The sequence below is a fragment of the Thalassospira sp. ER-Se-21-Dark genome (assembly GCF_017922435.1).
GTDB lineage: Bacteria > Pseudomonadota > Alphaproteobacteria > Rhodospirillales > Thalassospiraceae > Thalassospira.
The window spans coordinates 550179-574359 of record NZ_VDEZ01000002.1; the positions used below are offsets into that span (position 1 = coordinate 550179).

22 protein-coding genes are annotated in these 24181 nt (G+C 53.9%); 11 read left to right on the forward strand and 11 right to left on the reverse strand.

Annotated features, from left to right (window positions below; genetic code table 11):
- Positions 1–47: 47 nt before the first annotated feature.
- From topA to FHI25_RS10210, 6 genes are all read right to left on the reverse strand, one after another.
- Entirely contained in the window at positions 48–2696 is a 2649-nt protein-coding gene (gene topA / locus FHI25_RS10185; protein ID WP_210517461.1) for a type I DNA topoisomerase, read from the reverse strand.
- 170 nt (positions 2697–2866) lie between these two features.
- Complete coding sequence (dprA, locus tag FHI25_RS10190; protein WP_246879029.1) at positions 2867–4144, reverse strand: DNA-processing protein DprA; 1278 nt, start codon at positions 4142–4144, stop codon at positions 2867–2869.
- A 62-nt stretch (positions 4145–4206) separates the two neighbouring features.
- Positions 4207–4857, reverse strand: coding sequence for a glycerol-3-phosphate 1-O-acyltransferase PlsY (plsY, locus tag FHI25_RS10195; RefSeq protein WP_210517464.1), 651 nt, complete (start codon positions 4855–4857; stop codon positions 4207–4209).
- 1 nt (position 4858) lies between these two features.
- Entirely contained in the window at positions 4859–6181 is a 1323-nt protein-coding gene (gene pyrC / locus FHI25_RS10200) for a dihydroorotase (RefSeq protein ID WP_210517466.1), read from the reverse strand.
- Positions 6178–7137: an aspartate carbamoyltransferase catalytic subunit gene (locus FHI25_RS10205; RefSeq protein ID WP_086013196.1), complete on the reverse strand. Its 960-nt coding sequence runs from the start codon at positions 7135–7137 to the stop codon at positions 6178–6180. The genes pyrC and FHI25_RS10205 overlap by 4 nt, the downstream gene beginning before the upstream one ends.
- A gap of 175 nt (positions 7138–7312) precedes the next feature.
- Positions 7313–8236 carry an AEC family transporter gene (locus FHI25_RS10210; protein ID WP_210517468.1) on the reverse strand — a complete coding sequence of 308 codons (924 nt, stop codon included), beginning with the start codon at positions 8234–8236 and terminating at the stop codon, positions 7313–7315.
- Between the two features lie 249 nt (positions 8237–8485).
- Here FHI25_RS10210 and FHI25_RS10215 point away from each other — a divergent pair, with 249 nt between their 5' ends.
- Positions 8486–9301 (forward strand): VOC family protein, encoded by an 816-nt coding sequence (locus FHI25_RS10215; RefSeq protein ID WP_210517471.1) that lies wholly within the window; start codon positions 8486–8488, stop codon positions 9299–9301.
- 59 nt (positions 9302–9360) lie between these two features.
- Here FHI25_RS10215 and ruvX read toward each other — a convergent pair whose 3' ends face one another.
- Positions 9361–9885, reverse strand: a complete 525-nt coding sequence (gene ruvX, locus FHI25_RS10220) for a Holliday junction resolvase RuvX (protein WP_210517473.1) — start codon at positions 9883–9885, stop codon at positions 9361–9363.
- A gap of 446 nt (positions 9886–10331) precedes the next feature.
- Here ruvX and FHI25_RS10225 point away from each other — a divergent pair, with 446 nt between their 5' ends.
- From FHI25_RS10225 to gatB, 7 genes are all read left to right on the forward strand, one after another.
- Positions 10332–11435: an ABC transporter ATP-binding protein gene (locus FHI25_RS10225; RefSeq protein WP_210517476.1), complete on the forward strand. Its 1104-nt coding sequence runs from the start codon at positions 10332–10334 to the stop codon at positions 11433–11435.
- Between the two features lie 84 nt (positions 11436–11519).
- Positions 11520–12638 (forward strand): extracellular solute-binding protein, encoded by a 1119-nt coding sequence (locus FHI25_RS10230; RefSeq protein WP_210517479.1) that lies wholly within the window; start codon positions 11520–11522, stop codon positions 12636–12638.
- 188 nt (positions 12639–12826) lie between these two features.
- Positions 12827–14416: an ABC transporter permease gene (locus FHI25_RS10235; protein WP_210517481.1), complete on the forward strand. Its 1590-nt coding sequence runs from the start codon at positions 12827–12829 to the stop codon at positions 14414–14416.
- Between the two features lie 4 nt (positions 14417–14420).
- Positions 14421–15641, forward strand: a complete 1221-nt coding sequence (locus tag FHI25_RS10240) for an ABC transporter permease (RefSeq protein WP_040823753.1) — start codon at positions 14421–14423, stop codon at positions 15639–15641.
- A gap of 289 nt (positions 15642–15930) precedes the next feature.
- Positions 15931–16221, forward strand: coding sequence for an Asp-tRNA(Asn)/Glu-tRNA(Gln) amidotransferase subunit GatC (gene gatC, locus FHI25_RS10245; RefSeq protein ID WP_008890773.1), 291 nt, complete (start codon positions 15931–15933; stop codon positions 16219–16221).
- Positions 16221–17699, forward strand: coding sequence for an Asp-tRNA(Asn)/Glu-tRNA(Gln) amidotransferase subunit GatA (gene gatA, locus FHI25_RS10250; RefSeq protein WP_210517494.1), 1479 nt, complete (start codon positions 16221–16223; stop codon positions 17697–17699). Before gatC ends, gatA begins: the two co-directional genes overlap by 1 nt.
- Positions 17700–17702: 3 nt before the next feature.
- A complete protein-coding gene (gene gatB, locus FHI25_RS10255) occupies positions 17703–19157 on the forward strand; it encodes an Asp-tRNA(Asn)/Glu-tRNA(Gln) amidotransferase subunit GatB (protein ID WP_210517497.1) in 1455 nt (484 codons plus the stop codon).
- 56 nt (positions 19158–19213) lie between these two features.
- Here gatB and FHI25_RS10260 read toward each other — a convergent pair whose 3' ends face one another.
- The 3 genes from FHI25_RS10260 to FHI25_RS10270 all read right to left on the reverse strand — a co-directional run bounded on the left by FHI25_RS10260 (position 19214) and on the right by FHI25_RS10270 (position 20850).
- A complete protein-coding gene (locus FHI25_RS10260; RefSeq protein WP_210517500.1) occupies positions 19214–19765 on the reverse strand; it encodes an NADPH-dependent FMN reductase in 552 nt (183 codons plus the stop codon).
- Between the two features lie 132 nt (positions 19766–19897).
- Complete coding sequence (locus tag FHI25_RS10265) at positions 19898–20098, reverse strand: cation transporter (protein WP_008890769.1); 201 nt, start codon at positions 20096–20098, stop codon at positions 19898–19900.
- 71 nt (positions 20099–20169) lie between these two features.
- Positions 20170–20850, reverse strand: coding sequence for a type 1 glutamine amidotransferase domain-containing protein (locus tag FHI25_RS10270; protein WP_210517502.1), 681 nt, complete (start codon positions 20848–20850; stop codon positions 20170–20172).
- 106 nt (positions 20851–20956) lie between these two features.
- On the opposite strand from FHI25_RS10270, the gene FHI25_RS10275 reads away from it, so the two are divergent.
- The gene (locus tag FHI25_RS10275; protein WP_210517504.1) at positions 20957–21898 is read left to right on the forward strand and encodes a LysR family transcriptional regulator; all 942 of its coding nucleotides are present in this window, start codon (positions 20957–20959) and stop codon (positions 21896–21898) included.
- A 41-nt stretch (positions 21899–21939) separates the two neighbouring features.
- The gene (locus FHI25_RS10280; protein WP_210517506.1) at positions 21940–22518 is read left to right on the forward strand and encodes a thymidine kinase; all 579 of its coding nucleotides are present in this window, start codon (positions 21940–21942) and stop codon (positions 22516–22518) included.
- Positions 22519–22538: 20 nt separating this feature from the next.
- Here the strand turns inward: FHI25_RS10280 and FHI25_RS10285 are convergent, their stop codons facing one another.
- A complete protein-coding gene (locus FHI25_RS10285; RefSeq protein ID WP_210517509.1) occupies positions 22539–23165 on the reverse strand; it encodes a LysE/ArgO family amino acid transporter in 627 nt (208 codons plus the stop codon).
- A gap of 102 nt (positions 23166–23267) precedes the next feature.
- Between FHI25_RS10285 and FHI25_RS10290 the strand changes: the two genes are divergently transcribed.
- Positions 23268–24167 carry a LysR family transcriptional regulator ArgP gene (locus FHI25_RS10290; RefSeq protein WP_210517512.1) on the forward strand — a complete coding sequence of 300 codons (900 nt, stop codon included), beginning with the start codon at positions 23268–23270 and terminating at the stop codon, positions 24165–24167.
- The last annotated feature ends 14 nt before the right edge of the window (positions 24168–24181 follow it).

Here is a 24181-nt window from a genome sequence, read left to right on the forward strand (position 1 = left end):
GTTGCGGCGTCCTTTCATAGGTATTCCAGAGAAAAGGAAGGCGGCGATTAATTCGCCGCCGCCTTTTTCGTGGTTGTCTTCTTCGCTGCGGGTTTCTTTGCAGCCGTTTTCTTTTTCGCAGGGGCTTTTTTCTTAGCCGTTGCGGTTTTGGTTGCCGTTTTCTTGGTCGCGGCCTTGGTCGTTTTGCCCGACTTGGCTTCCTTTTCCTTGATGGCCTTGATGGCCATTTCAAGGGTGATGTCATCACGTTCTACATCGCGGATATTGGCGATGGTTTTCTTGTGTTTAACAAACGGTCCCCAGCGGCCAACGGCGACAAAGATCGGTTCACCATCATCGGGATGCTTGCCGATTTCCGTGCCGGACTTTTCACGCTTATCCGCGATCAGGGTGATGGCCCGGTTTTCACCGATCGTCAGAACATCATCATCGGCCTTAAGCGATGCAAAAATGCTACCCGCCTGAACGTATGGGCCGAAACGGCCGATATTGGCCTTCATTTCCTCGCCAGTATCGGGGTAAATCCCAACAACACGTGGCAGGGTCAGAAGTTCTTCGGCCTTGGTCAGGTCAACGACAGATGGCTCCAATCCCTTGGGCAGGGATGTGCGTTTCGGTTTAACCTTTTTCGGCTTGCCGTTCTTACCTTCGACTTCCTCTTCCTCGCCCAACTGGACGTAAACGCCATACGGGCCTTTGCGAAGGGTGATTTCCTTGCCGGTTTCCTTGTCAATGCCAAGGACTTTGGGGCCGGAGTCAAGTTCGGACTCGGAACCGTTTTCATTGGCAACGAGCGGCCGAGTATAATTGCATTCCGGATAGTTCGAGCAGCCCAGAAAGGCGCCAAACTTTCCGAGCTTGAGGCTTAGCGTTCCATCCGCGCATTTCGGGCATTTATGCGGGTCTGTGCCGTCTTCGCGCGGCGGGAACAGGTAGTTTTCCAGCATCACCTGAAGGGCATCAAGGACGTCCGTGATCTTGAGTTCCTTGGCCTCGTCGACATTGCCTTTGAACGATTTCCAGAAATCCTTGAGAACGTCTTTCCATTCCAGCTTGCCCATCGAAACTTCATCAAGCTGGTTTTCCAGGTCGGCCGTGAAGTTGTACTGCACATAGCGTTCAAAGAATTTCGACAGGAAGGCCGTTACCAGACGCCCGCGGTCCTGTGCGACGAAACGGCGACGTTCCAGCAACACATAGTTACGGTCCTGAAGAACCGAAATGATCGACGCATAGGTTGACGGACGGCCAATGCCGAGTTCTTCCATCTTCTTGACCAGGCTTGCCTCGGTATAGCGGGGCGGCGGCTGGGTGAAGTGCTGATCAATGCTGACTTTGCCAAGGTCGGGCTTCTGGCCTTCTTTTAGCGGCGGCAGGCGACGATCATTTTCGTCTTCAGCCTCGTCATCCTTGCCTTCCTGATAAAGCTTCAGGAAGCCGTCAAACTTCACAACAGAACCATTTGCACGCAGAACCACGTGATTGTCATTCGATGACAGGTCGACTGCGACTTGATCGAAACGGGCATCTTCCATCTGACAGGCGACGGTACGTTTCCAGATCAGGGTGTAAAGCGCCAACTGGTCCTTATCAAGGTGACGCGAAACCTGTTCCGGACGACGGAACAGATCGGTCGGGCGGACAGCTTCGTGGGCTTCCTGTGCGTTCTTGGCCTTGTTGGCAAAGCTACGTGCGCTGGCCGGAAGGTATTGATCGCCGTAATCCTTGCCAATCAGGCGGCGTGCAGCCGCGAGTGCTTCCTGTGAAAGCACCACGGCATCGGTACGCATGTAGGTGATCAGACCAACCGTTTCGCCACCGATATCGACACCTTCATAAAGGCGCTGGGCAAGCTGCATGGTGCGTTTGGCCCCAAAGCCAAGCTTACGCGATGCTTCCTGCTGCAGGGTCGATGTGGTGAAAGGCGGCTGCGGACGCCGTTTGACGTCTTTGCGTTCGACCTTTGAAACGGTGTAGCTGCGGCTTTCGACCTTTTCCTTGGCGATCTTGGCGGCACTTTCGTCACCAAGTGCCAGCTTATCAAGCTTTTCGCCATTCAGATGGGTCAGACGTGCGGAAAACTTGCCCTCGGGAACGGCAAAGCCAGCTTCAAGCGACCAGTATTCGTCGGGTTTGAAGGCTTCAATCTCAATCTCGCGTTCGCAAATCAGGCGGAGTGCTACCGATTGCACGCGGCCAGCCGAACGCGAACCGGGCAGTTTGCGCCACAGAACCGGCGATAGATTAAAGCCGACCAGATAATCAAGCGCACGGCGCGCCAGATAGGCATCCACCAATTCCTGATTAAGCTTACGCGGATTTGCGATGGCTTCGGTGACAGCTTTCTTGGTGATCTCGTGAAACACGACGCGATGGACATCGCGACCACGGAGCAGCTTTTTCTGCTCGAGAACTTCAAGAATATGCCAGGAAATGGCTTCACCTTCGCGATCCGGGTCAGTCGCGAGGTAGATGGTGTCTGAGTCACGTGCCGCCGAAGCAATTTCCTTGATCTGCTTTTCGGAACGGCCATCGGTTTCCCAGACCATTGCAAAATCATTGTCGGTATCGACCGAACCATCCTTGGACGGCAGATCACGGATATGACCAAACGAGGCCAGTACCTTATAATCGTCGCCGAGATATTTATTGATCGTCTTGGCTTTGGCCGGGGATTCGACGATGACAAGATTCATTACGTTTTTCGTGTCCGGTTCTTGCGCCCGAAGGCGGTCATTATGCTGTGTGGTCCGTAACCTGAAAGTCTGCACACATATATTATAGTGTGTCGCTGTTTTTCAGATCAAATTGCGCAAATTGCGGCAAATCACAACAATATTTGTCACATCCATATCCGACGCGACTCTCATTTGGCGATACGCGATACCCTATTTCCGGGGTGACGTTCAACCCTTCCTGCAAGTTCGAGCTCAATCAAAATTGTCGAAACCTGCTCGGCGGGCAAGTCAGACGTACGAATGAGCTCATCAATCAGAAGGGGGCTAGCAGATAGCAAATCAAAGAGTTTTTCCATCTCTTTGACGGAGTCTTCGTTGGCGTCGGTTTCGTGAGAAAAGTCTTCTAATTCAATTGATTGCGGGGCTTTCTTTGCGCCAAAAATGACCGCATCTTGTTCCAGTGATGCCGTTATCTCGTGATATGCCTCGGCTGAGGTGTCAGAGATTGCGTCGCGCGCATCTGTGTTGAAGGTGTGATTTTGTTCAAACAGATGACTGTTTTGCTCGGCAGTTCGAAGGGCATCCAGAATTACGTCGGCAGAGTCGCACAAGATTGCACCATCACGGATCAAGCTGTTCGGACCTGCTGCGCGCGGATCGGTCGGGGAGCCCGGAACGGCAAACACATCACGTCCTTGTTCGGCGGCAAAGCGGGCGGTGATAAGCGATCCGGAATTCCGCCCTGCCTCGATGACAACCGTTCCCAAAGACAGTCCGGAAATGATGCGGTTGCGACGGGGAAAGTGCCTTGCCTGTGGTTGAAGGCCGGGCGGCATTTCTGACACCACACACCCCTGTTCGCAGAGTTGCGCATAAAGGTCCTGATGTTCGCGGGGATAAACGACATCCACACCGCCACCCAGAACAGCAATCGTACCACCGCCTGCATTATGGTTGCTTTGCAAAGCCGCCGTGTGGGCAGCGCCATCAATGCCGCGTGCCATACCTGACACGACGACATAGCCCGCGTTTACGAGCTCATGACTGATTTTACGGGCAAATCCGCATCCCGTTGCCGAAGCATTGCGCGCACCAACGATCCCGATGGCGGCTTTGCCAAGAAGCTCAGTTCGTCCGATAGCATAAAAATAGGGGGGCGCGTCATCAATCCGCGCCAGAAGGGCCGGATATTCCGGGTCGCCGAAAATGATCGGTCGGGCCCGCGATGCTTTCGCGACCTCGATTTCTGCAACTGTTTCGTCGCGACTGGCAATCTTGATCTTTCGCGTGGTCTTTGCTTGGGCAATGACATCGGGCAGGGCATCAATGGCATTTCGGCCTGAACCAAACCGTTCCAGCAATTTGCGAAAGGTGACCGGTCCGACATTGGTGCTGCGCGCCAGTCGCATGCGTGCCAGACGTTCCGATTGCGATAATCGCGATGGTTGTTGGTTTGGTAAATGCATGACGCCCGAATTGTGGTCATCCGGGCGTTATTTCGTCAAGCTATTCGAAGGGCGACTTGCGCCTATGAAGCAGGCGTTTCTTCGTCAGCCTGCTTTTTCTTCTGGCCGATCTTGGGTTCCTCACCGCGGATCAGGCGTTTGATATTGGCGTGATGGGCAAGCCAAACAATGACAGCCAGAAACACACCAAGCCATCCAGCGCCAGGATCATTGGCGATGAAGAACGCCGCCAACGGGGCTGCGATCATGGCGATGAGTGCCGAAAGCGAAGAAATCCGGAAAATCAGCGCCATCACCAACCACGTCAGCGCCGCACAAAGGCCCATGATCCAGTTGACGGCGGCAAGCGTGCCAAGGGTGGTGGCGACCCCTTTGCCGCCCTTGAACCGTAGCCAAATCGGAAACATGTGGCCAATAACGGCGGCACCGCCGGCAAAGATGCCTTGCTCTGCACCATAAAGGTGGGTGAACAGCAGTGCGGCAAAGGCGCCTTTGCCCGCATCGCCGATCAGGGTCAGGAAGGCCAACCCCTTGCGACCTGTACGCAGAACGTTGGTTGCACCGATATTGCCGGAACCAATCTGGCGGATGTCGCCAAGCCCTGCCATGCGGGTCAGAACCAGACCAAACGGGATAGAGCCCAACAGGTACCCACAGACCGTCGCAACCTGGAGCGACATCAACATTGCCTTATAGCTGGCATCAAGTTCCATTTCAGGCACCTTCCGAGAAGACTTCGCGGCCATCGATCAGGGTGCGCAGGACGCGTCCCTGTGTCAGACGGCCGTCAAACGGTGAATTTTTCGATTTCGAATGGAACTGGTACGGATCAATTTTCCACGGGCGATCCGGATCAAAGATCACCAGATCGGCTGCAGTTCCTTCTGCCAGTGTTCCGGCCCCTTTGATGCGAACAAGTTCGGCCGGGGTGCGGGTCAGTTTGGTAATCACATCGAGCAGCGACATGTGCCCGTTGTGATAAAGCTCCAACGCCATCGGAAGCAGCGTTTCAAACCCGACTGCACCAGCAGCGGCCTGCGCAAAGGGCAGGCGTTTGGAATCGGCATCTTGCGGGTTGTGGTCCGACGCAATGGCGTCAATCGTGCCGTCGGCAAGGCCGGCAACAATCGCCTGACGGTCATCTTCGGAGCGAAGCGGCGGTGACAACTTGGCAAAGGTTCGGTAATCTGAAACCGCATTCTCATTCAGTGCGAAATAGGGCGGTGCGGTATCGCAGGTGACCTTAAGCCCGCGTTTCTTTGCCTTGCGGATCACTTCCACCGATTCACCGGTCGAAATATGGGCGAAATGCAGACGCCCACCAGTCATTTCAACCAGTCGCAAGTCGCGTTCGATCTGAATAACTTCGGCCAGTGGCGAGACACCGGAAAGGCCAAGGCGGGTTGCCAGTTCACCGCTATTCATCGACGCCCCCTTGGAAAGCTCGGGCTCTTCAGGGTGTTGGACGATCATGCCATCAAAGAACGTGGAATAGGACAGGGCCTGACGCAGCAGGCGTGCACTGGCAATGGTCTTGATCCCGTCGCAAAAGGCAACTGCACCGGCATGATGAAGCAGGCCCATCTCGGTGATTTCCTGCCCCTCGATGCCCTTGGAGACGGCGCCATAGACAAATACCTTGGCCAAGCCAACCTTGCGGGCACGACGGGCAATGAATTCAACACCGGCCACGTCATCAATCACCGGATCGGTGTTGGGCAGCGCAATAATGGTGGTGACGCCACCGATCGCCGCAGACTTGCCGGCGGTTTCGATGGTTTCCTGATGCTCAAACCCCGGTTCACGCAATTGGGCACGCATATCAACCAGACCCGGTGCAAGGCATGCACCGCCAAGGTCAATGATTTCAAAACCATCGGGAACGGTGCCTTCGGTGATGTCCGGGCCACTTTTGGCGATGGTGTCATCTTCAATCAGGAGGCCACCGGTTTCATCGGTCTGTTTGACCGGATCAAGCAGCCTGGCATTGATGAAAGCTTTTTTGCCGGCACCTTTGGCGCGAATGGCGGGGCTCATGCCTGACCTCCGATCTTTCTGTGGTTCTGCACAAGCAATTCAAGCGCTGCCATGCGCACCGCAACGCCCATTTCGACCTGTTCGCGGATGACGGAACGTTCAACATCATCAGCCACTTCACTGTCGATCTCGACACCGCGGTTCATCGGGCCGGGATGCATGATCAGGGCATCTGGTTTGGCGTTGGCAAGCTTTGCACGGTCAAGGCCATGAAAATGGAAGTACTCGCGCACCGACGGGATGAAGCTGCCTTCCATGCGTTCCAGTTGCAGCCGCAGCATCATGACGATGTCGCAGTCTTTCAGGCCTTCTTCCATGTTGTGGAAAATTTCGACACCCATCCGGTCGATCTTGGACGGGATCAGGGTCGGTGGGGCGACAAGGCGCACGCGCGATCCCATGGTGTTCAAAAGCAGGATATTGGAACGCGCAACACGCGAATGAGCGATATCACCACAGATCGCAACATTCAGGCGATGCAGGCGTCCCTTGTGGCGGCGAATGGTCAGCGCATCAAGAAGTGCCTGGGTCGGGTGTTCATGGCGACCGTCGCCCGCATTCAAAACCGCACAATTGACCTTTTCGCTTAGGAGCTTGACCGCGCCACTATCGCCATGGCGAACGACCAGTGCATCCGGGTTCATGGCATTAAGGGTCATCGCCGTATCAATCAGGGTTTCGCCCTTTTTGACCGAACTGGTTCCGACCGTCATGTTGATAACATCAGCCCCCAGACGTTTGGCAGCCAGTTCAAAAGATGTCAGCGTCCGGGTGGAGTTTTCGTAAAACAGATTAACAACTGTCGCGCCGGCCAGAATATTGCTGGTCTTGTCTGCGGAGCGGTTTTTTTCCGCATAGTGCTGGGCGCGGTCCAGAATAAGGGTGATTTCCCCGGGGGTCAGACCCTCGATCCCGAGGAGGTGTGGGTGCGGATAATGATCCGCCGCTGGTCCCATGACGCTCATGGCGTTGCACATTTCCCTTGGATGATCTTTGAAAAATTTCGGGCGGAGCATAACGAATTGCCCCTGTCACGAAAAGTTAAATATTGCCGATAATGCCTATGCAATCGCATCAAATTTCCTGACTGATCGGTCAGGTTTGAGGTTGCGAACGACAGAAGATCGGCGATCAGACGGCCTGGGTCAAAATGGCGATCACCGGCATGGTGATAATCGCAAGCAGGGTATGAACGGTGATGATACTGGCCATCATTTGTGCATCGCCCCCCATCAGGCGCGCAAGAACATAAGCACTGGCAGAGCAGGGCAGTGCCGCATAAAGCACCACCGCAGCAAGTTCGATATCGGGCAGTCCCAGCATAAGACACAGACCCGCTGCAATCGCAGGGCTCAACACCAGTTTTCCAATGCTTGAAACCCCGACTGGGAAACCTGCGCGCCGCGCAGCCGAAAGATCAAGACCGGCTCCCACGGCAAGCAGTCCGATGGGCAGGGCCGCGCGTCCAAGCACCTCAAGGAAGGGGCCAATGATCGGCGGCAAGCCTATTCCCAGAAGGTTAAACAGGCTGCCCAGCACGCATGCCATCAAAAGCGGATTTTTTGCCACATCGCGCAGCAATGACAAAACGCCGGGCTTGCGATCATTTTCACCCAGATGGGCGCATGCCAATACAGAAATCACGTTAACTGTCGGCACGACCAATGCGACGCAAAGGGCAGTAACGGTCAGTCCGTGCGTTCCAAGCAAGGCTGCGGCAACGGCAAGCCCGATATAGGTGTTTGGCCGAATGGCGCCTTGCACCAGCGATGAAAATGTTGGTGCCGAAACCTTCAAAACGGGGCGCGTTACAAGGATCAGAACCGTACAGATCGCGATTGTGCCCAGCATTGCTGTCGCAATCCCCAAAAGCGGCAGGCTGCCAAGGTCTGCTTTGGCGGTGTTGGAAAAAAGAAGGGCCGGGAAGGTGATGAAATAAGTCAGTTTCTCGGCACCCGGCCAAAAACTGTCGGGCAGGAAACGCCGTTCACGCAGCACATACCCGACAACGATCAGGGCAAAGGTCGGCAGAAGTGCTGAGAGAATGGCAATCATCAGGTGGCTTTCATCACGTAATGAAGAAGAACTTTCAACGTCACCATACTGTTATCACCGATCTGAGCAGGGTGAAATACGCTCACAATATCTAATTGGCATAGATGACTAAAATTCAGTTGGTGTCGAGTTGTTCTTTGCCGGTGTTTTCCGATGTGATAGTCAGCACATCCAACAGGTTTTGGCGTCGATAGACTGTTTGTTCTGCAAAGTCGTCCAGCTCGCTGAATGTTCAAGGAAAGGGACGCCATGTCACGCGCGATTGATCACATTGTATTATGTGTGAATGATCTTGATGCCGCGATAGCTGCCTATAAGCAGCTCGGATTCACAGTGACCCCGCGTGCAGTTCATCCCTTTGGTACCGGTAATGCCCTGATCCAGCTTGACGGCATGTATATCGAACTTCTTGCCGTGATTGATCCGGACAAGATTGCCGAAACCGACCTTGCCCAGCCATTTTCGTTTCCGATCTATAACCGCGACTATCTGCGACATCGCGAAGGCATGTCGATGCTGGCCCTGCAGTCGCACGATGCCGAACAGGACAGGCAAAAATTTATCGCTGCCGGTGCTGCAGTGCCGCCGGTATTTCACTTTGAGCGCGATGCCAAGACGCCTGACGGTGAAACGGTCGGTGTTGCCTTTTCGTTGGCCTATGCCAACCATCCACTGTTGCGACATGCGGTGACGTTTGTGTGTCAACATCGACACCCGGTGCAGAATTTCTATTTCCCTGACTATCAAAGCCATCAAAATGGCGCTGTTGCGATTGGCAAGGTTCTTGTTGATCATTGGGCGGCCGAAGCGGTGCGCGACTTCTATGAGGAAATCGGAGTCGATGCGATTGTTGATGCCTTGCATGGCGATGAACTGATTTCGCGCTATGGCGTGGAGGATTCCGCATTTCCGACAGACGGATTTGCCGGCTTTGAATTAATTGTCGATGACATCGCGAAAATTACCGATGCAGCTGTCGCAATGGGGGCTGTAGAAAAAGACGGTATGCTTATCATTCCGCCTTCACGGTTCTTCGGGGTGATGATGGTGATCAAAGCCAAATAAAAAGCTGCCTGAATGAACAGGCAGCTTTGATCTTGTTGGTCAGGGCGGGCTGATGATTATCAGTCTTCTTCAGCCTCGATATCGTCATCGTCGGGTTCGGCGTTCTCGCCGGGATCGGTATGGCGGTTCAAATGATCCAGCGCGCCTTGCAAGATATAAGCAGCAGCTGTCTTGTCGACGACTTCAGCGCGGCGTTTGCGGGTCATATCGACTTCTTCAATCAGAATACGCTCGACCGCGTTTGTTGACAGGCGCTCGTCCCACATCAAAACCGGCAGGTCGATATACTTTTCCATTTCGTCGATAAAGGCATAGACGCGATGGCACGCCTTGCCGATCGAACCATCAAGTTCGCGCGGGAAGCCGATGATAATGCCGCCGACATTCTGTTTGTCGATGATCGACGAAAGCTGGGCAATATCGCGTGTGAACTTCTTTCGTGAAATCAGCTCATACGGTGAGGCAATCTGCAGCCCTACATCTGATAGGGCTACGCCAATTGTCTTGGTGCCCAAATCAAGGCCCAATACACGTGCTGCCGGTGGCAAGAACCGCAGCAATTCCTGAGTGTCATTGCAAATCATGGCGACCTTATAGGAGTCTTTTTGCGAAATTGCCAGCGCAAAGCAAATGTATCGTTTTCCGATTTATGGAAGAAACGACGCCGAGTTGAGTGTGTGAGCGCATTTTATTCTAAATGCAGCCAAGAATGGCGGACTTCCTAGCGTAAAAATCTTTCTGAATGATGAGGGGTTGAAGTGCCTCAGCAGGTTTGTTTTAATATCGCACTGCCGAAATTGATCGAAATCGAAATATGCAGGGCGAAACAGGCAGACCGAATGCGCAGATCATCTTGAGAGAGAAAAAAACAGAAAGAGGCAGCGCACCTATTACACGTGAGTGTCGCAATGCTTCTATCCACGGGGTTCGGGAACCGTCATGCTCGACAGGTTCCAGTTGATTTCCGCATACAAAAATCACCAAAAGCGAAAACGCTGAACAAACAATGACAAATCAGGGGGTATAGGGTTTGGCCGACGGTGCATCAAATGAAGCGTTCGTTGAGTTTGAACGTGTACAGAAAAGTTATGACGGCGAGACACTCGTCGTTAAAGATCTCAACCTAACAATGCCTAAAGGCGAGTTCCTGACGATGCTTGGTCCGTCAGGGTCTGGCAAGACGACTTGTCTTATGATGCTTGCCGGCTTCGAAACCGCGACCCACGGCGATATCCGCCTTGGTGGCGTTTCGATCAACGATATCCCGCCGCACAAGCGTGGTATCGGCATGGTGTTCCAGAATTACGCGCTCTTCCCGCACATGACCATTGCCGAAAATCTGGCTTTCCCGCTTGAGGTCCGCAAACTGGGCAAAGCGGAACAGGAAGAGAAGGTCAAACGCGCACTCGACATGGTTGAAATGGGAAGCTTCGGTGGCCGTCGTCCGGCACAGCTTTCCGGCGGCCAGCAACAGCGTGTCGCTTTGGCCCGTGCGCTTGTGTTCGAACCTGAACTGGTTCTGATGGATGAGCCGCTCGGTGCGCTTGATAAACAGCTTCGTGAAAAGATGCAGTTTGAAATCACGCATCTGGCCCATCAACTTGGCATTACCACGGTTTACGTCACCCACGACCAGACCGAGGCATTGACCATGTCCGACCGCGTCGCCGTGTTTGACGATGGCCGGATTCAGCAGCTTGCACCGCCAGATAAACTGTACGAACAGCCCGAAAACAGCTTTGTCGCGCAGTTCATTGGCGAAAACAATACGCTCGAAGGCGTCATCAAGGAAATCAAGGGCAACACTTGTGTTGTCCAGCTTGATGGCGGCGAAATCATTGATGCCGTTCCGGTCAATGTCACCCAAGTGGGTGAACGTACACGCGTTTCGATCCGTCCTGAACGTGTTGAATATAACCGTGATCGCCTGCATGCAGACGCGCATACGCTCAAGGCAGAGGTACTGGAATTCATTTATATGGGGGACATCTTCCGTACACGTCTGCGTGTGGCTGGCAATGATGAATTTATCATCAAGACTAGGAACGCACCGGATCAGGTTCGCCTGACGCCGGGTACGGAGATCGAGATTGGCTGGCTTGCAGAAGATTGCCGCGCGCTTGACGCGTCGTAACTTTTAGTCAGGCAGATACAGGACCGGTACGCCCGGGTGCTGGTCCTCAACGAATAGTCCGGGAAACAATCAGGGAGTCTATTAATGCAGCTTATTAAAACCCTTACAGCATCAACAGCTTTGCTTGTTGTGGCGGCAGGCGCAGCCTATGCCGACGACCACATGGCGTCCGACATGACGCTGGTCAGCTGGGGCGGTGCCTATCAGAACAGCCAGATCAAGGCTTATGCTGAGCCTTATATGGAAATGAACCCAGGTGTTTCGATTACCTGGGATGAAAGCTCGAACGAAGCCGTTGCAAAACTGCGTGCAATGAATGAAGCCAACAACGTGACTTGGGATCTGGTCGACGTGGTTGCTGCCGATGCAATGCGCCTTTGCGATGAAGGTCTCGCAATGGAAATCGATCCGAACGAAGTTCTTGCAGAAGCGCCGGATGGCACCTCGGCAGAAGATGACTTCGGTGATCTCCTCGTAAGTGATTGCTTCATCCCGCAGATCGTTTATTCGACCACATTTGGTTACCGTGAAGACATGGTTCCGGCTGGAACTCCGGCACCGACCGACATCTGTGCTCTGTTCGACACCGAAACCTATCCGGGCATGCGTTCGCTTGAGAAACGCCCGATCAACAACATGGAATGGGCTCTGCTCTGCGATGGTGTTGCCAAGGACGAAGTTTACAGTGTTCTTGAAACCCCGGAAGGTCAGCAGCGCGCTCTTGACAAGCTGGCAACCATCAAAGACAGCGTCATCTGGTGGAGTGCTGGTGCAGATACCCCGCAGCTTCTGGCTGACGGCGAAGTCTTCATGGGTTCGACCTACAACGGTCGTCTGTTCTCCGCAATCGTAGAACAGGATCAGCCGATCGCCATGCTTTGGGACGCGCAGGTCTTTGACCTTGACGGTTGGATCATTCCGTCCGGTCTTCCGGAAGAGCGTCTGAACCGCGTTCTGGACTTCGTAAAGTTCGCAACCGACACCCAGCGTCTTGCTGACCAGGCTGCTTACATCTCGTACGGTCCGGCTCGTTTCTCCTCGGCACCGCTCGTTGGTAAGCACGCCGAACTCGGTATCGACATGGCTCCGCACATGCCGACCGATCCGGCAAACGCCAAGAACACGTTCCTCTATAACTACGAGTTCTGGGCTGATTACCGTGACGACATCGATGCCAAATTCCAGGCTTGGCTTGCTCAATAAGAGCTAAGGGTAGGGGGCCGTTCGCGGCCCCCTTTACCGACCAATTCGCTAAACAATAAATTGCCGGTCGAAACAATAGACCGAAAACACCGGGGCAGGCTTACGGGGGCGTAATGGGTGATACATCTCAAGAAGTAGTGTTAGCTGCCGATGGCAGACCGCTAAAACAAAGTCTACGAAGGGCATTGATGCGCCAGAAAATGCGCGCGCTCATGCTGGTTGCACCACTTTTGATCTTTGTGGTCGTGACTTTTATCGTACCGATTCTCTCGATGCTTTTCCGGTCGGTTGAAAACGACATTGTGCCGAATACGATCCCGGGAACCGTGATTGCGCTTTCCCAGTGGGATGGATCAAGCGGGGAACCGCCGCACGAAAACGTATACCGCAATCTTTACATTGATTTATTCAAGGCAGAAGAAGCCAAACAGCACACCCGTCTTGGTTCTCGCCTGAATTACGAGCAATCCGGATTGTCATCCTTGTTCCGGACCACGGGGCGGTCGCTTGATGATATCGGTGAACTTTGGCAGGATCCGCTTGAAGACATCGATCCGAACTTCGAAGAAGGTTCTTTCTGGTTCGAAATGATGTCGGGCACAGGCGGCGAAGATTTCCTTGAAACACGCCGTGAACTGATGGCGCTGATGTCTGATGAAGACATGAGCGGTGATGTCGGCTTTGTGCCGTCGGAAGAAATCATTCAACTGCTGCCCTGGACCGCACGCGCCTATACCGACTTTGCCCTTTGGGCGGCGATCCGTGATGGCGACACCGTTGCCGAGGAAGATCCATGGGAGTCCGTTTATGGCGCCCTTGGTATGGACCTGACCAATCCGGATACGGTTTCGGCGATCAACAGCTATAACGGTGCGGGCGCAAGCGCCTTGCAGGCGGCGGCTGCGAATATTGATCAGCTTCCGCAATTCGGTTTCCGCGAAGCTTTCACCGAAGAAGACAAAGATTGGGGCTCAGCTGATATCTGGGCAACCATCAAGCTCTATTCGCCAAGCATGACACCGGGTTACTTCCTGAATTCCGTCGATATGACCCTGACGCCCGACGGCATCGTGATGAAGCCGGAAAATCAGCAGATTTATACGACGCTGTTCACGCGCACACTGATCATGGCGTTGATCATTACTGCAAGCTGTATTGTTCTTGGCTATCCGGTGGCATGGTTGCTTGCCAATCTGCCAATGCGGACGGCAAGTATCCTGATGATTTTGGTTCTGCTGCCGTTCTGGACGTCGCTTTTGGTGCGAACGTCGGCCTGGAAGGTCTTGTTACAGCAGCAAGGGGTGATCAACGAAATCCTTGTCTGGCTTGGCTTCGTTAACGATGCGGATCGCCTTGTTCTGATGAACAACGCAACAGGTACGGTCATTGCGATGACGCACATCCTGCTGCCGTTCATGATCCTGCCGCTGTATTCGGTGATGAAAACCATTCCGCCAAGCTATCAGCGTGCTGCCAAGTCACTTGGTGCGACGAACTGGACGGCCTTCTGGCGTGTCTATTTCCCGCAATCGGTTCCGGGTATTGGTGCTGGTTCGATCCTCGTGTTCATTCTTGCGATCGGTTACTACATCACGCCGGAAATCGTTGGTGGTACGGATGGTGTCTTCATCTCCAACCGAATTGCCTATCACATTTCAAGTTCGCTCAACTGGGGCCTTGCGGCCGCACTCGGGTCCATCCTTCTCGTCGTCGTTCTTGGGCTTTACTGGTGCTACGACAAGATTGTGGGCATCGATAACGTGAAGTTGGGGGGCTAAGAACATGAATGAAGTAATCTCGTACGTAAGACGGCCCGAATTGATGACCTTCACGATGCCGTTGGTGGCCTTGTTGGGCGCGATGTTCGGCTTCATTACCGGCAACATCTTTGGCAGCCCGTGGGTCGGGTTCGTCATCGGTGCTGTGGTCGGTGCGGCACTGGCCTTTGTGTTCTCGAAAATCATCAAGGTGAAAAGCAAACAGAAAACGCTGGCGACCGGCGTGCTTTTCGGCGGTGTAGGCATGATTTTCGGTGGGCTTGGCGGCCTGTTTGGTGGCTTCCTTGTCGGTATTTCGATGGGCTGGTTTGCCAACTGGGTTGGAAGCGGTCGATATCGTGCTGGCGTTCCGATCTATTACACGCCGGGGCAGGTTCTTTGGCACAACGCATTCCTGTTTATCTGTGCGTTTGTGTTCTTCTTCCTGATCGCACCGCTTCTGCCGGTGATCTGGCTCAGCTTCAATGCCGAGAACTTCTTTACCTTCACGCCAGAAATGCTGAGCTTCAAGGCAGAGGGCTATAGCCTCAAGCACTATCGCGATTTCCTTGGGACCGATGAATGGATGGTGCCGCTCAAGAACTCGTTGATCATCGCGCCAATTGCGACGCTGATTTCGGTTTCTCTTGGCACCCTTGCCGCAATTGGCCTCAGCCAGTCGCACGTGCCGGGGCGTCAGGCGATGATGGCCGTGCTTATTTCGCCGATGATCGTGCCGCTGATCATTTCGGCGACCGGCATGTTCTTCTTCTATGCGCCGCTGGGCAACTGGCTTGAGCTTAATCTTGGGCTCAACCAGGCATTCGTCGGCTATGTAAAGGTGATCCTGGCCCACGCTGTGCTAGGCATTCCGTTTGTCATCATCACGGTCACCGCGACGTTGGTGGGCTTTGACAAGTCACTGACCCGTGCGGCGGCAAACATGGGGGCAAACCCGGTCACCACCTTCTTCAAGGTTCAGATGCCTCTGATCCTGCCGGGTGTGATTTCGGGCGGCCTGTTTGCCTTTATCACCTCGTTTGATGAAGTGGTTGTGGTGCTGTTTGTCGGGTCTGCCCGTCAGCAAACCCTGCCATGGCAGATGTATACCGGCCTGCGCGAACAGATTTCGCCGACCATTCTGGCAGCCGCGACGATCCTTGTATCTGTCTCGATCCTGCTGCTGCTGACCGTGGAGCTGCTGCGTCGTCGTTCCGAACGTCTGCGTGGTATGAGCCCGGGCTAAGCCGATCTGGCATTCTGTCGCGTGACACGGGCAGGGCATAAACACGAAACAGGCCGGCAACATTCTTGTTGTCGGCCTGTTTGTTTTCATATCCCCGATCCGATCTGGGCAGGTGAGATTTTCGCACCTGAGAGTTTTATCTGCCAGACAGCGCGACAACAGGCGTTCTTCGTTGCTTCGAACCCTTGCGGCAGGGGCGGCGGGGTGCTAGTTTCCGCGCTGTAATTCACGTTCTGGCAGATATCTATCTGCCGGGTTTTTTGTCATTCCTTAAGAGAGACTTTCATCCATGTCGTCTTTGGATAAGGAAACAGTTCGCCGTATTGCCTATCTTTCGCGTATCAACGTGTCTGAAGAAGGCCTCTCCGAACTGGCGGGAGATTTGACCCGTATCCTCGACTTTGTCGAGGAACTGCAAGAAGTTGATGTTGAAGGCTGCGAGCCGCTGACATCTGTTGCCGATCTGACCCTGCCGCTGCGCAAGGACGAAGTCACCGATGGCAATATCCAGCAAAAAGTGCTGTCAAACGCACCGATGACAGATGCTGGCTGTTTTGTTGTGCCCAAGGTGGTTGAATAATGACTGATCTGACAAAGCTGACACTTGCAGAAGCCCGCGACGGGCTTGCAAAGGGTGATTATACCTCGGTCGAACTGACCGAAGCACACCTGAAATCGATGGACGCACATCGCAATCTGAATGCGTACATCACCGAAACCCCCGAAAAGGCCATGGAAATGGCCAAGGCATCCGATGCCAAGCGCGCCAAGGGCGACGCTGGCAAAATGGAAGGCCTGCCGATTGCGGTCAAAGACCTGTTCTGCACCCAAGGTGTTCAGACCACGGCGGCATCGCACATCCTTGAAGGTTTCAAACCGGAATATGAATCCACCGTCACCAGCAACCTGTTTGGCAATGGTGCGGTGATGCTGGGCAAGGCGAACCTTGATGAGTTCGCCATGGGGTCATCGAATACCTCGTCCTATTACGGCAACGTGATCAACCCGTGGAAAGACAAATCCGGCAAGGATCTGGTTCCTGGTGGCTCATCTGGTGGTTCGGCGGCGGCTGTTGCTGCCAACATGGCGCTGGCCGCCACCGGTACCGATACCGGTGGCTCGATCCGTCAGCCGGCATCCTATTGCGGTATTGTTGGTCTGAAGCCGACCTATGGTCGTTGCTCTCGCTGGGGTATTGTTGCCTTCGCAAGCTCGCTTGATCAGGCTGGTCCGATGACCAAAACCGTTCGCGACGCGGCGATCATGCTGGGTTCGATGGCGGGGCACGATGCCAAGGACAGCACGTCTGCACCGATTGCGGTTCCAGATTTCGAAGCAGCCCTGACCGGTGACATCCGTGGCATGAAAATCGGTATTCCGAAGGAATATCGCGTTGATGGCATGCCCGAAGAAATCAGCAAGCTTTGGGATAACGGCGTTGCCATGTTGCGCGATGCGGGTGCCGAAGTTGTCGATGTGACCCTGCCGCACACCAAATATGCTCTGGGCACCTATTACATCGTCGCCCCGGCAGAGGCATCCTCGAACCTTGCACGTTATGACGGCCTGCGTTACGGCCAGCGTGTCATGGATGACGGCGACAGCCTTGATGACATGTACATGAAATCCCGTGCTGCTGGTTTCGGCAAGGAAGTCCAGCGCCGTATCATGATCGGTACCTATGTGCTGTCGGCTGGTTATTATGACGCCTATTACAACAAGGCGCTTAAAGTCCGCCGTCGCATCTATCAGGACTTCGAAGGTGCGTTTGGTCAGGTCGATGCGATCCTGACCCCGACTGCACCGTCTGCGGCCTTTGCCATTGGTGAGAACGAAGGCGATCCGGTCAAGATGTATCTCAATGACGTCTTCACTGTTCCGGCAAGCCTTGCGGGTCTTCCGGGCATTTCGGTGCCGACCGGTCTTTCGGCCGAAGGATTGCCGCTGGGTCTTCAGCTGATTGGCAAGCCGTTTGATGAAGAAACCGTTCTGCGTGTTGGTGGCGTGCTCGAAAGTGCTGCCAACTTTACCGCAAAACCTGCCGGGCAGGAGGGCTGATCCATGAGCTATATTCTTGAAGGTTCTACCGGCCCGTGGGAAATCGTGGTTGGTCTTGAAGTCCACTGCCAGGTCATTTCCAAGTCCAAGCTGTTTTCAGGTGCTTCGACCAAGTTCGGTAACGAGCCCAACAGTAACGTCAGCCTCGTTGATGCGGCCATGCCGGGCATGCTTCCGGTCGTGAACGCTGAATGCGTGCGTCAGGCGGTTAAAACCGGTCTGGGTCTTAAGGCCAAGATCAACAAGGAAAGCGTTTTTGCCCGCAAAAACTATTTCTATGCTGATCTGCCGCAGGGCTATCAGATTTCGCAGTTCGACAAACCGATTGTCGGCGAAGGCACGATCATTCTTGATATGCCAGATGGTTCGACCAAGTCGGTTGGCATTGAACGCCTGCATCTTGAACAGGATGCCGGTAAGTCGATGCACGATCAGGACCCGAAATATTCGCATATCGACCTGAACCGTTCGGGTGTGGCGTTGATGGAAATCGTTTCCATGCCAGACATCCGTTCGCCGGAAGAAGCCGGTGCGTACCTGACCAAGCTGCGCGCGATTGTCCGTTATCTTGGCACGTGCGATGGCAACATGAACGAAGGCTCCATGCGTTGTGATGCCAACGTTTCTGTCCGTCGTCCGGGCGAGGGTTTTGGCACGCGTTGCGAGATCAAGAACGTCAACTCCATCCGTTTCGTGATGCAGGCGATCGAGATCGAAGCAAAACGCCAGATCGAAGTGATCGAAGGCGGCGGGAAAATCCAGCAGGAAACCCGTCTCTATGATCAGCGTCTGGGTGAAACCCGCTCCATGCGTTCCAAGGAAATGGCACATGATTATCGCTATTTCCCGGATCCGGATCTGCTTCCGCTGGTTTTCGATGATGCGTTCATTTCGGAAATCGAAAAAGAACTGCCGGAACTGCCGGATGAGAAAAAGGCCCGTTTCATGCGTGAAAACGGCCTGTCGGCATATGATGCCGGTGTTCTTGTCGCCGAAAAGGAAAAGGCGGATTACTACGAAGTCGTTGCCAAGGGTCGTGATGGCAAGCTTGCTGCGAACTGGGTGATCACCAACCTGTTCGGTGCGCTGAACAAGGCAGAAGTCGGGATTGCCGACAGCCCGGTTACGGCTGAAAACCTTGGCAAGCTGATCGATCTGATTTCTGATGACACTATTTCTGGCCGTATCGCCAAGGATGTCTTTGAAATCATGATCGAAACCGGCGGCGATCCGGAAAAGATCGTCGAGGAAAAAGGTCTCAAGCAGATCACCGATAGCGGTGCGATTGAAACGGCAATTGACGAAGTCATTGCCGCAAATCCGGACAAGGTTGAAGAGATCCGCGCAGGCAAGGACAAAATGCTTGGCTGGTTTGTTGGTCAGGTCATGAAATCCACGGGTGGCAAGGCCAACCCGGGCATGGTCAACAAGCTGCTGCGCGATAAAATCCTCGGCTGATTGTAATCATCAGACCAAAGAAAAAGCCGCCCAAACGGGCGGCTTTTTTTGTATGACTAAATGGCCTGGTTTTGCATTTCGCTTGGAATATCAGCCGTTAAGTGTCGAAGCGCGGTCTCAATTAATGCCCGGCTGGTTGGATCGCGCAAAATATCATCAATGTCGAAGTTCTTGCCGTTCAGCGGGATCGTTATGCACGCGTCAATGATGACACGTGCATCCATGGTGCGAATGGTTTCAATCAATGCCGCCTGCGCGATTGTTGCGCGGCCTGACGCATTCAGGCAGGCGACCGGCTTTTGCATGAATTCGCCACTGGCCACCACCCAATCAAGGGCATTCTTGATCGCGCCGGTGACACCATGGGCATATTCGGGACTGGCGATCAGGACTGCATCCGCGCGGCGAAGTGCATCTCGAAACGCCGCGACATTGTGATCATCGGTATCTTCATTGTCCGGATTAAAGATCGGAAGGTGGCCCAAGCCATCAAACAGATGAATGGTTGCACCATGGGGGCCCGCAACCTTTTGTGCCGCTTGAAGGAGCGTTCTGTTGATCGATGCTTGGCGAAGGCTTCCGCACAGGGCTGTGATATGAAAAGTCATTTGGTGCCGCTTTCTGTTTGTGGCGATGTTTGCACAAACGAGCACGCAGGGTAAAGAAAAGCCGCCAGCATATTTTCAATACTGGCGGCTCTGACGTTCGGGTGGGGGACGCGAACGTGGGTGTCTACTAGTCTAGCGGGCTTCTGATGCCGGATAGCCAGCATCGGTGATCGCCGCAATCAGGGCATTGACGTCCGGGTTTCCGGAAACGGCGACTTCGCCATTGGCCAGATCAACCTCGGCACCTTCAACGCCGCTGACCTTTGTTGCTGCTTTGGTCACGGCACTTGCGCAGTGACCGCAGCTCATTTTTTCGACCTTCAGTTTCACCATCAGATTTCTCCATATGATCAGTGTCTATGAACGCAGTATGGAGGTTCCAGTAGATGGAAGGTCAAGCAGTTTTATGCAGACAAAAGTTTGATGACTTCATCGGCCGTTGCATCGCTTGATGCCGGGTTCTGACCGGTGACAAGTTTGCCATCAACAACCGCATAGGAAGCCCAGTTATCGCCGCGCTCGAATGTTGCGCCGTGCTTCTTGAATTCGTCTTCAATCGACAGCGGCACGACGTTTTCAAGGCCGACGGCCTTTTCTTCATCATTGGTGAAGCTGGTAACGCGTTTGCCCGAAACGAGCGGTTTGCCGTCTGGCGTCTTGGCGTTCACCAGGGCGGCCGGGCCATGGCAGACGGCAGCAACCGGTTTATTCTGGGCAACGAACGCCTCGATCAGGGCAATGGATTTCTGATCTGTTGCAAGATCCCAGAGCGGACCATGCCCACCCGGATAGAACAGGGCGTCAAAATCATCGGCTTTCAGACCGTCAAGGGTGACGGTGTTGGCGAAAGCCGCGTTTGCCGCGTCGTCCTTTTCAAACCGCTCGGTCGCATCGGTCAGGGCATCGGGCACCTGACTGTTGGGATCAAGGGGGGGCTTACCGCCTTTGGGGGATGCCAGCGTAATTTCTGCCCCGGCATCCTTGAAGCGATAGTAAGGGGCTGCAAACTCTTCGAGCCAGATACCGGTCTTGTGTCCGGTGTCACCCATCTGATCGTGCGACGTAACAATCATCAAAATACGCATCAGTTCCTCCATGCGTGGAATTCATTTGCACTCATCTTAACTGGCTGACAGAATTTGCGAAAGATTGATGAAGTGAACACATTGTCAAATTTAATGAGCATATAACATGTCGGCACTTGATGAAGTTCGGGCGATGATGATTTTTGCCCGCGTTGTTGACGAAGGCGGGTTTTCTGCGGCTGCGCGGAAGATGGGGCTCAGCCGTGCTGCCATTTCCCATCAAATTCGCCAGCTTGAGACCCGCCTTGGCGTGCCTTTGTTGCGCAGAAGCACACGCAGTTTCAGCCTGACTGATGCGGGGGCACGCTATTACGACAGCTGCCGGACCATTTCCCTTGAAGCCGAAGCAGCGCGGAAACGCGTCGAAGAATTGCGTGACGACCCGGTGGGAAAGATATCGCTGACCTGTTCGGTTCATCTTGGCACGCTGCGAATTGTGCCGATCCTTGACCGGTTTAGGCAAACATATCCGGGTGTTTCGATCGATGTGCATCTCAGCGACGAAGTTGTCGATCTGATTGGTCGCGGCATTGATATCGCCGTGCGTTCCGGGCCATTGAAAAATTCGGAACTCAAGAATTTCAAACTTTATCAGACCCACAGGATCATCGCAGCCAGCAAGTCCTATGTTGGCAAGTTCGGATTGCCCGAAAGCCCGGATGATTTGTCCGAACATGAATGGGTGATGTATAGCCGCGTTCCTGAGGCGCTCACACTTCAATGTACCGAGGGTACCCGAAATATCCGTGTGTCGGGCAGTGTTCGGGTGGATAACGCGACAGCCAGATTGCAGTTTCTGCGGGGCGGTCATGGATTGGCGGTTGTTCCGCTATGTGATGTTCAGCAGGAAATTGATAACGGCGACTTGATCCGGGTTTTGCCTGATTGCAAGCTGCCCGATCTTGAGATCTATGCCGTTTATCCGGGCGGTGTGACCCGCAGTGCAAAGGTTCAGTCACTTCTGGATTACATGCGGCGAGAAATGCGTGAAATCGATATTTCACGCAATGGGCAAGTTCAAGGCGACAGCCATATTGATCATTCTTGATTGTTGGGCTATTCCCCTGTGACGACTTTCGGGGGAGACGCATGGCCAATCTGTTTTTCTATTACTCGTCCATGAATGCTGGGAAATCGACCACCTTGCTTCAGGCGAGTTTCAATTACCGTGAACGCGGCATGGAAACGTTGCTGATGACAGTGGCGTTTGATAACCGCTTTGGCGAAGGCAAGATTGCGTCGCGCATTGGTCTTGAAGCACCGGCACTGCTGTTTGATGCCAACACTGATATGACTTCCCTGATCCTGGAGCAGGTCGAAAAGGGAAAAGTCGATTGTGTCCTGATTGACGAGGCACAGTTCCTTTCTAAAGAACAGGTCTGGCAACTTTCCGATATCGCCGACATCCATGGCATTCCTGTGTTGTGCTATGGCATCCGCACCGATTTCCAGGGGCAGCTGTTTGAAGGTTCCAAGTGGCTGCTCGCTTGGGCGGACAAGCTTAACGAGCTTAAAACCATCTGCCATTGCGGCCGCAAGGCCGGCATGGTTTTGCGGGTTGACGGGGATGGCAAGCCTGTCCGCGAAGGGGCGCAAGTCGAAATCGGCGGCAATGACCGTTATGTCCCGGTCTGTCGTCGGCATTTCAAGGAAGCAATGGACGAGTAGGGCGCACTCGACTTGGCGTCCTAGTTCCCGATGAGCGCCCGTATTTCCGGTGCCAGCAGGCTATAGGCCACCAGCCACATCACGCCACAGGTTACGCCATCAATGATCTTCCAGGTGATTGGGCGCGCGACATAGGGTGCAAGCCATGCAGCCCCCAGTGCAATGGTAAAGAACCAGACAAAACTGGCACTCATGGCACCCAAGGCAAAGCCAAGTCTTTCGCCCGTCGGATACTGCCCGCCAATACCACCAAGCATGACAACCGTATCAAGATAGACATGCGGGTTCAAAAGCGTGACCGCAAGGGTGGTTGCAAGAACCGCTTTCCAACCGGTTTTTGAAATCACCTTTTCCGACAATGTTTCGGTTTCAAACAACCGCCGCAGAGCACCAAATCCATACCAGATCAGGAATAAACCGCCGCCCCAGGCCGCAAGCTTTGTGAGGAGCGGGTAGGCGGCAATCAGGGTTCCGAGCCCTGCGACACCCGCCGCAATCAAAACGGCATCACACAAAGCGCATACGAAGGCCACCATCAGCGGATGATTGCGCCGCAATCCCTGACCGAGAACAAAGGCATTCTGCGCGCCAATCGCAATGATCAGCCCGCCGCCAAGGCCAAATCCGGTGACATAGGTTAAAAGCATTCTCTGGCATCCCTTGTACTATGGTCCGCCGTTGATAGCACCTTTGTGGATTAAGAAAATCGAATTATACTAAACATGGATTAGTATAATTGATGGTTATTCATGCTCGATTACAAATTGGTTGAGGCCTGTGCGGAGGTTATCCGTTTCGGAAGCTTTGAGAAGGCGGCGCGGGCGCTGGGACTAACTCAGTCTGCAATATCCCAACGGGTCAAGCTGATGGAGGAGCGACTTGGTCAGCCAGTGTTGGTGCGCGCCAAGCCGATTGTTCCGACCGTGGCAGGCCAAAGGCTGCTTGCGCATTATCAGAGTGTGCGACTGCTTGAACAGGATCTGGGGTCGGAACTGCCGGAGGTGCGCGCCGAGGGTGAATTTGGTCAGGTAACGCTTGCCGTTAATGCCGACAGTCTGGCGACCTGGTTTGTTGATGTGCCCAAGATGCTGTTTGAGAATCTTGGGGTTCTGGTGCATTTGGTCGTCGATGATGAATCGCTTAATCATCAATCCTTGCAGGAAGGAAACGTGCTGGGTGCGGTCAGTTTGCGCGATACACCCATTCAGGGATGTCGGGTACGGCCGCTGGGCTCCATGCGTTACTTTATGGTGGTTTCACCAGAGTTTCAGGAACGCTATTTCAAGGATGGCGTAAATGCGGATGCCTTGCGCGCCTGTCCGGCGGTGAATTTTTCCGAACATGATGAACTGCAAAACCAGTTCCTTTCTCAATATTTCGGACTTAACCCCGGGGAATTCCCCGCTCATACTGTTCCAAGTTCACAGGGGTTCGTTACCCTTGCCGAACAGGGCGTGGCCTATGCCGTCGTTGAACAGCATCAGGCGGAAGAGGGGCTTCGCACCGGAAAGCTGGTTCGGCCGTGTCCGTTTGAAATTGATCGCCCACTATATTGGCATCACAAAACCATCAACAGTCGGCTTCTTGATCAAGTCAACGATATCGTCCTGTCGGAGGCGCACCGTCATCTGCCAGAAATTCCGCAGTAAAATCATGCCTCTCT

Excerpts from the sequence above, each read along its gene's own strand:
- FHI25_RS10265 (WP_008890769.1), bottom strand. The coding sequence starts at position 20,098 with ATGGTGAAACTGAAGGTCGAAAAAATGAGCTGCGGTCACTGCGCAAGT.
- FHI25_RS10215 (WP_210517471.1), top strand. The coding sequence starts at position 8,486 with ATGTCACGCGCGATTGATCACATTGTATTATGTGTGAATGATCTTGAT.
- pyrC (WP_210517466.1), bottom strand. The coding sequence starts at position 6,181 with ATGAGCCCCGCCATTCGCGCCAAAGGTGCCGGCAAAAAAGCTTTCATC.
- FHI25_RS10205 (WP_086013196.1), bottom strand. The coding sequence starts at position 7,137 with ATGGGACCAGCGGCGGATCATTATCCGCACCCACACCTCCTCGGGATC.
- FHI25_RS10285 (WP_210517509.1), bottom strand. The coding sequence starts at position 23,165 with ATGCTTTTAACCTATGTCACCGGATTTGGCCTTGGCGGCGGGCTGATC.
- FHI25_RS10260 (WP_210517500.1), bottom strand. The coding sequence starts at position 19,765 with ATGACTTTTCATATCACAGCCCTGTGCGGAAGCCTTCGCCAAGCATCG.
- gatB (WP_210517497.1), top strand. The coding sequence starts at position 17,703 with ATGAGCTATATTCTTGAAGGTTCTACCGGCCCGTGGGAAATCGTGGTT.
- FHI25_RS10290 (WP_210517512.1), top strand. The coding sequence starts at position 23,268 with ATGCTCGATTACAAATTGGTTGAGGCCTGTGCGGAGGTTATCCGTTTC.
- dprA (WP_246879029.1), bottom strand. The coding sequence starts at position 4,144 with ATGCATTTACCAAACCAACAACCATCGCGATTATCGCAATCGGAACGT.
- topA (WP_210517461.1), bottom strand. The coding sequence starts at position 2,696 with ATGAATCTTGTCATCGTCGAATCCCCGGCCAAAGCCAAGACGATCAAT.
- FHI25_RS10275 (WP_210517504.1), top strand. The coding sequence starts at position 20,957 with ATGTCGGCACTTGATGAAGTTCGGGCGATGATGATTTTTGCCCGCGTT.
- FHI25_RS10280 (WP_210517506.1), top strand. The coding sequence starts at position 21,940 with ATGGCCAATCTGTTTTTCTATTACTCGTCCATGAATGCTGGGAAATCG.
- gatC (WP_008890773.1), top strand. The coding sequence starts at position 15,931 with ATGTCGTCTTTGGATAAGGAAACAGTTCGCCGTATTGCCTATCTTTCG.
- FHI25_RS10210 (WP_210517468.1), bottom strand. The coding sequence starts at position 8,236 with ATGATTGCCATTCTCTCAGCACTTCTGCCGACCTTTGCCCTGATCGTT.
- FHI25_RS10270 (WP_210517502.1), bottom strand. The coding sequence starts at position 20,850 with ATGCGTATTTTGATGATTGTTACGTCGCACGATCAGATGGGTGACACC.
- ruvX (WP_210517473.1), bottom strand. The coding sequence starts at position 9,885 with ATGATTTGCAATGACACTCAGGAATTGCTGCGGTTCTTGCCACCGGCA.
- gatA (WP_210517494.1), top strand. The coding sequence starts at position 16,221 with ATGACTGATCTGACAAAGCTGACACTTGCAGAAGCCCGCGACGGGCTT.
- plsY (WP_210517464.1), bottom strand. The coding sequence starts at position 4,857 with ATGGAACTTGATGCCAGCTATAAGGCAATGTTGATGTCGCTCCAGGTT.
- FHI25_RS10235 (WP_210517481.1), top strand. The coding sequence starts at position 12,827 with ATGCGCCAGAAAATGCGCGCGCTCATGCTGGTTGCACCACTTTTGATC.
- FHI25_RS10240 (WP_040823753.1), top strand. The coding sequence starts at position 14,421 with ATGAATGAAGTAATCTCGTACGTAAGACGGCCCGAATTGATGACCTTC.
- FHI25_RS10230 (WP_210517479.1), top strand. The coding sequence starts at position 11,520 with ATGCAGCTTATTAAAACCCTTACAGCATCAACAGCTTTGCTTGTTGTG.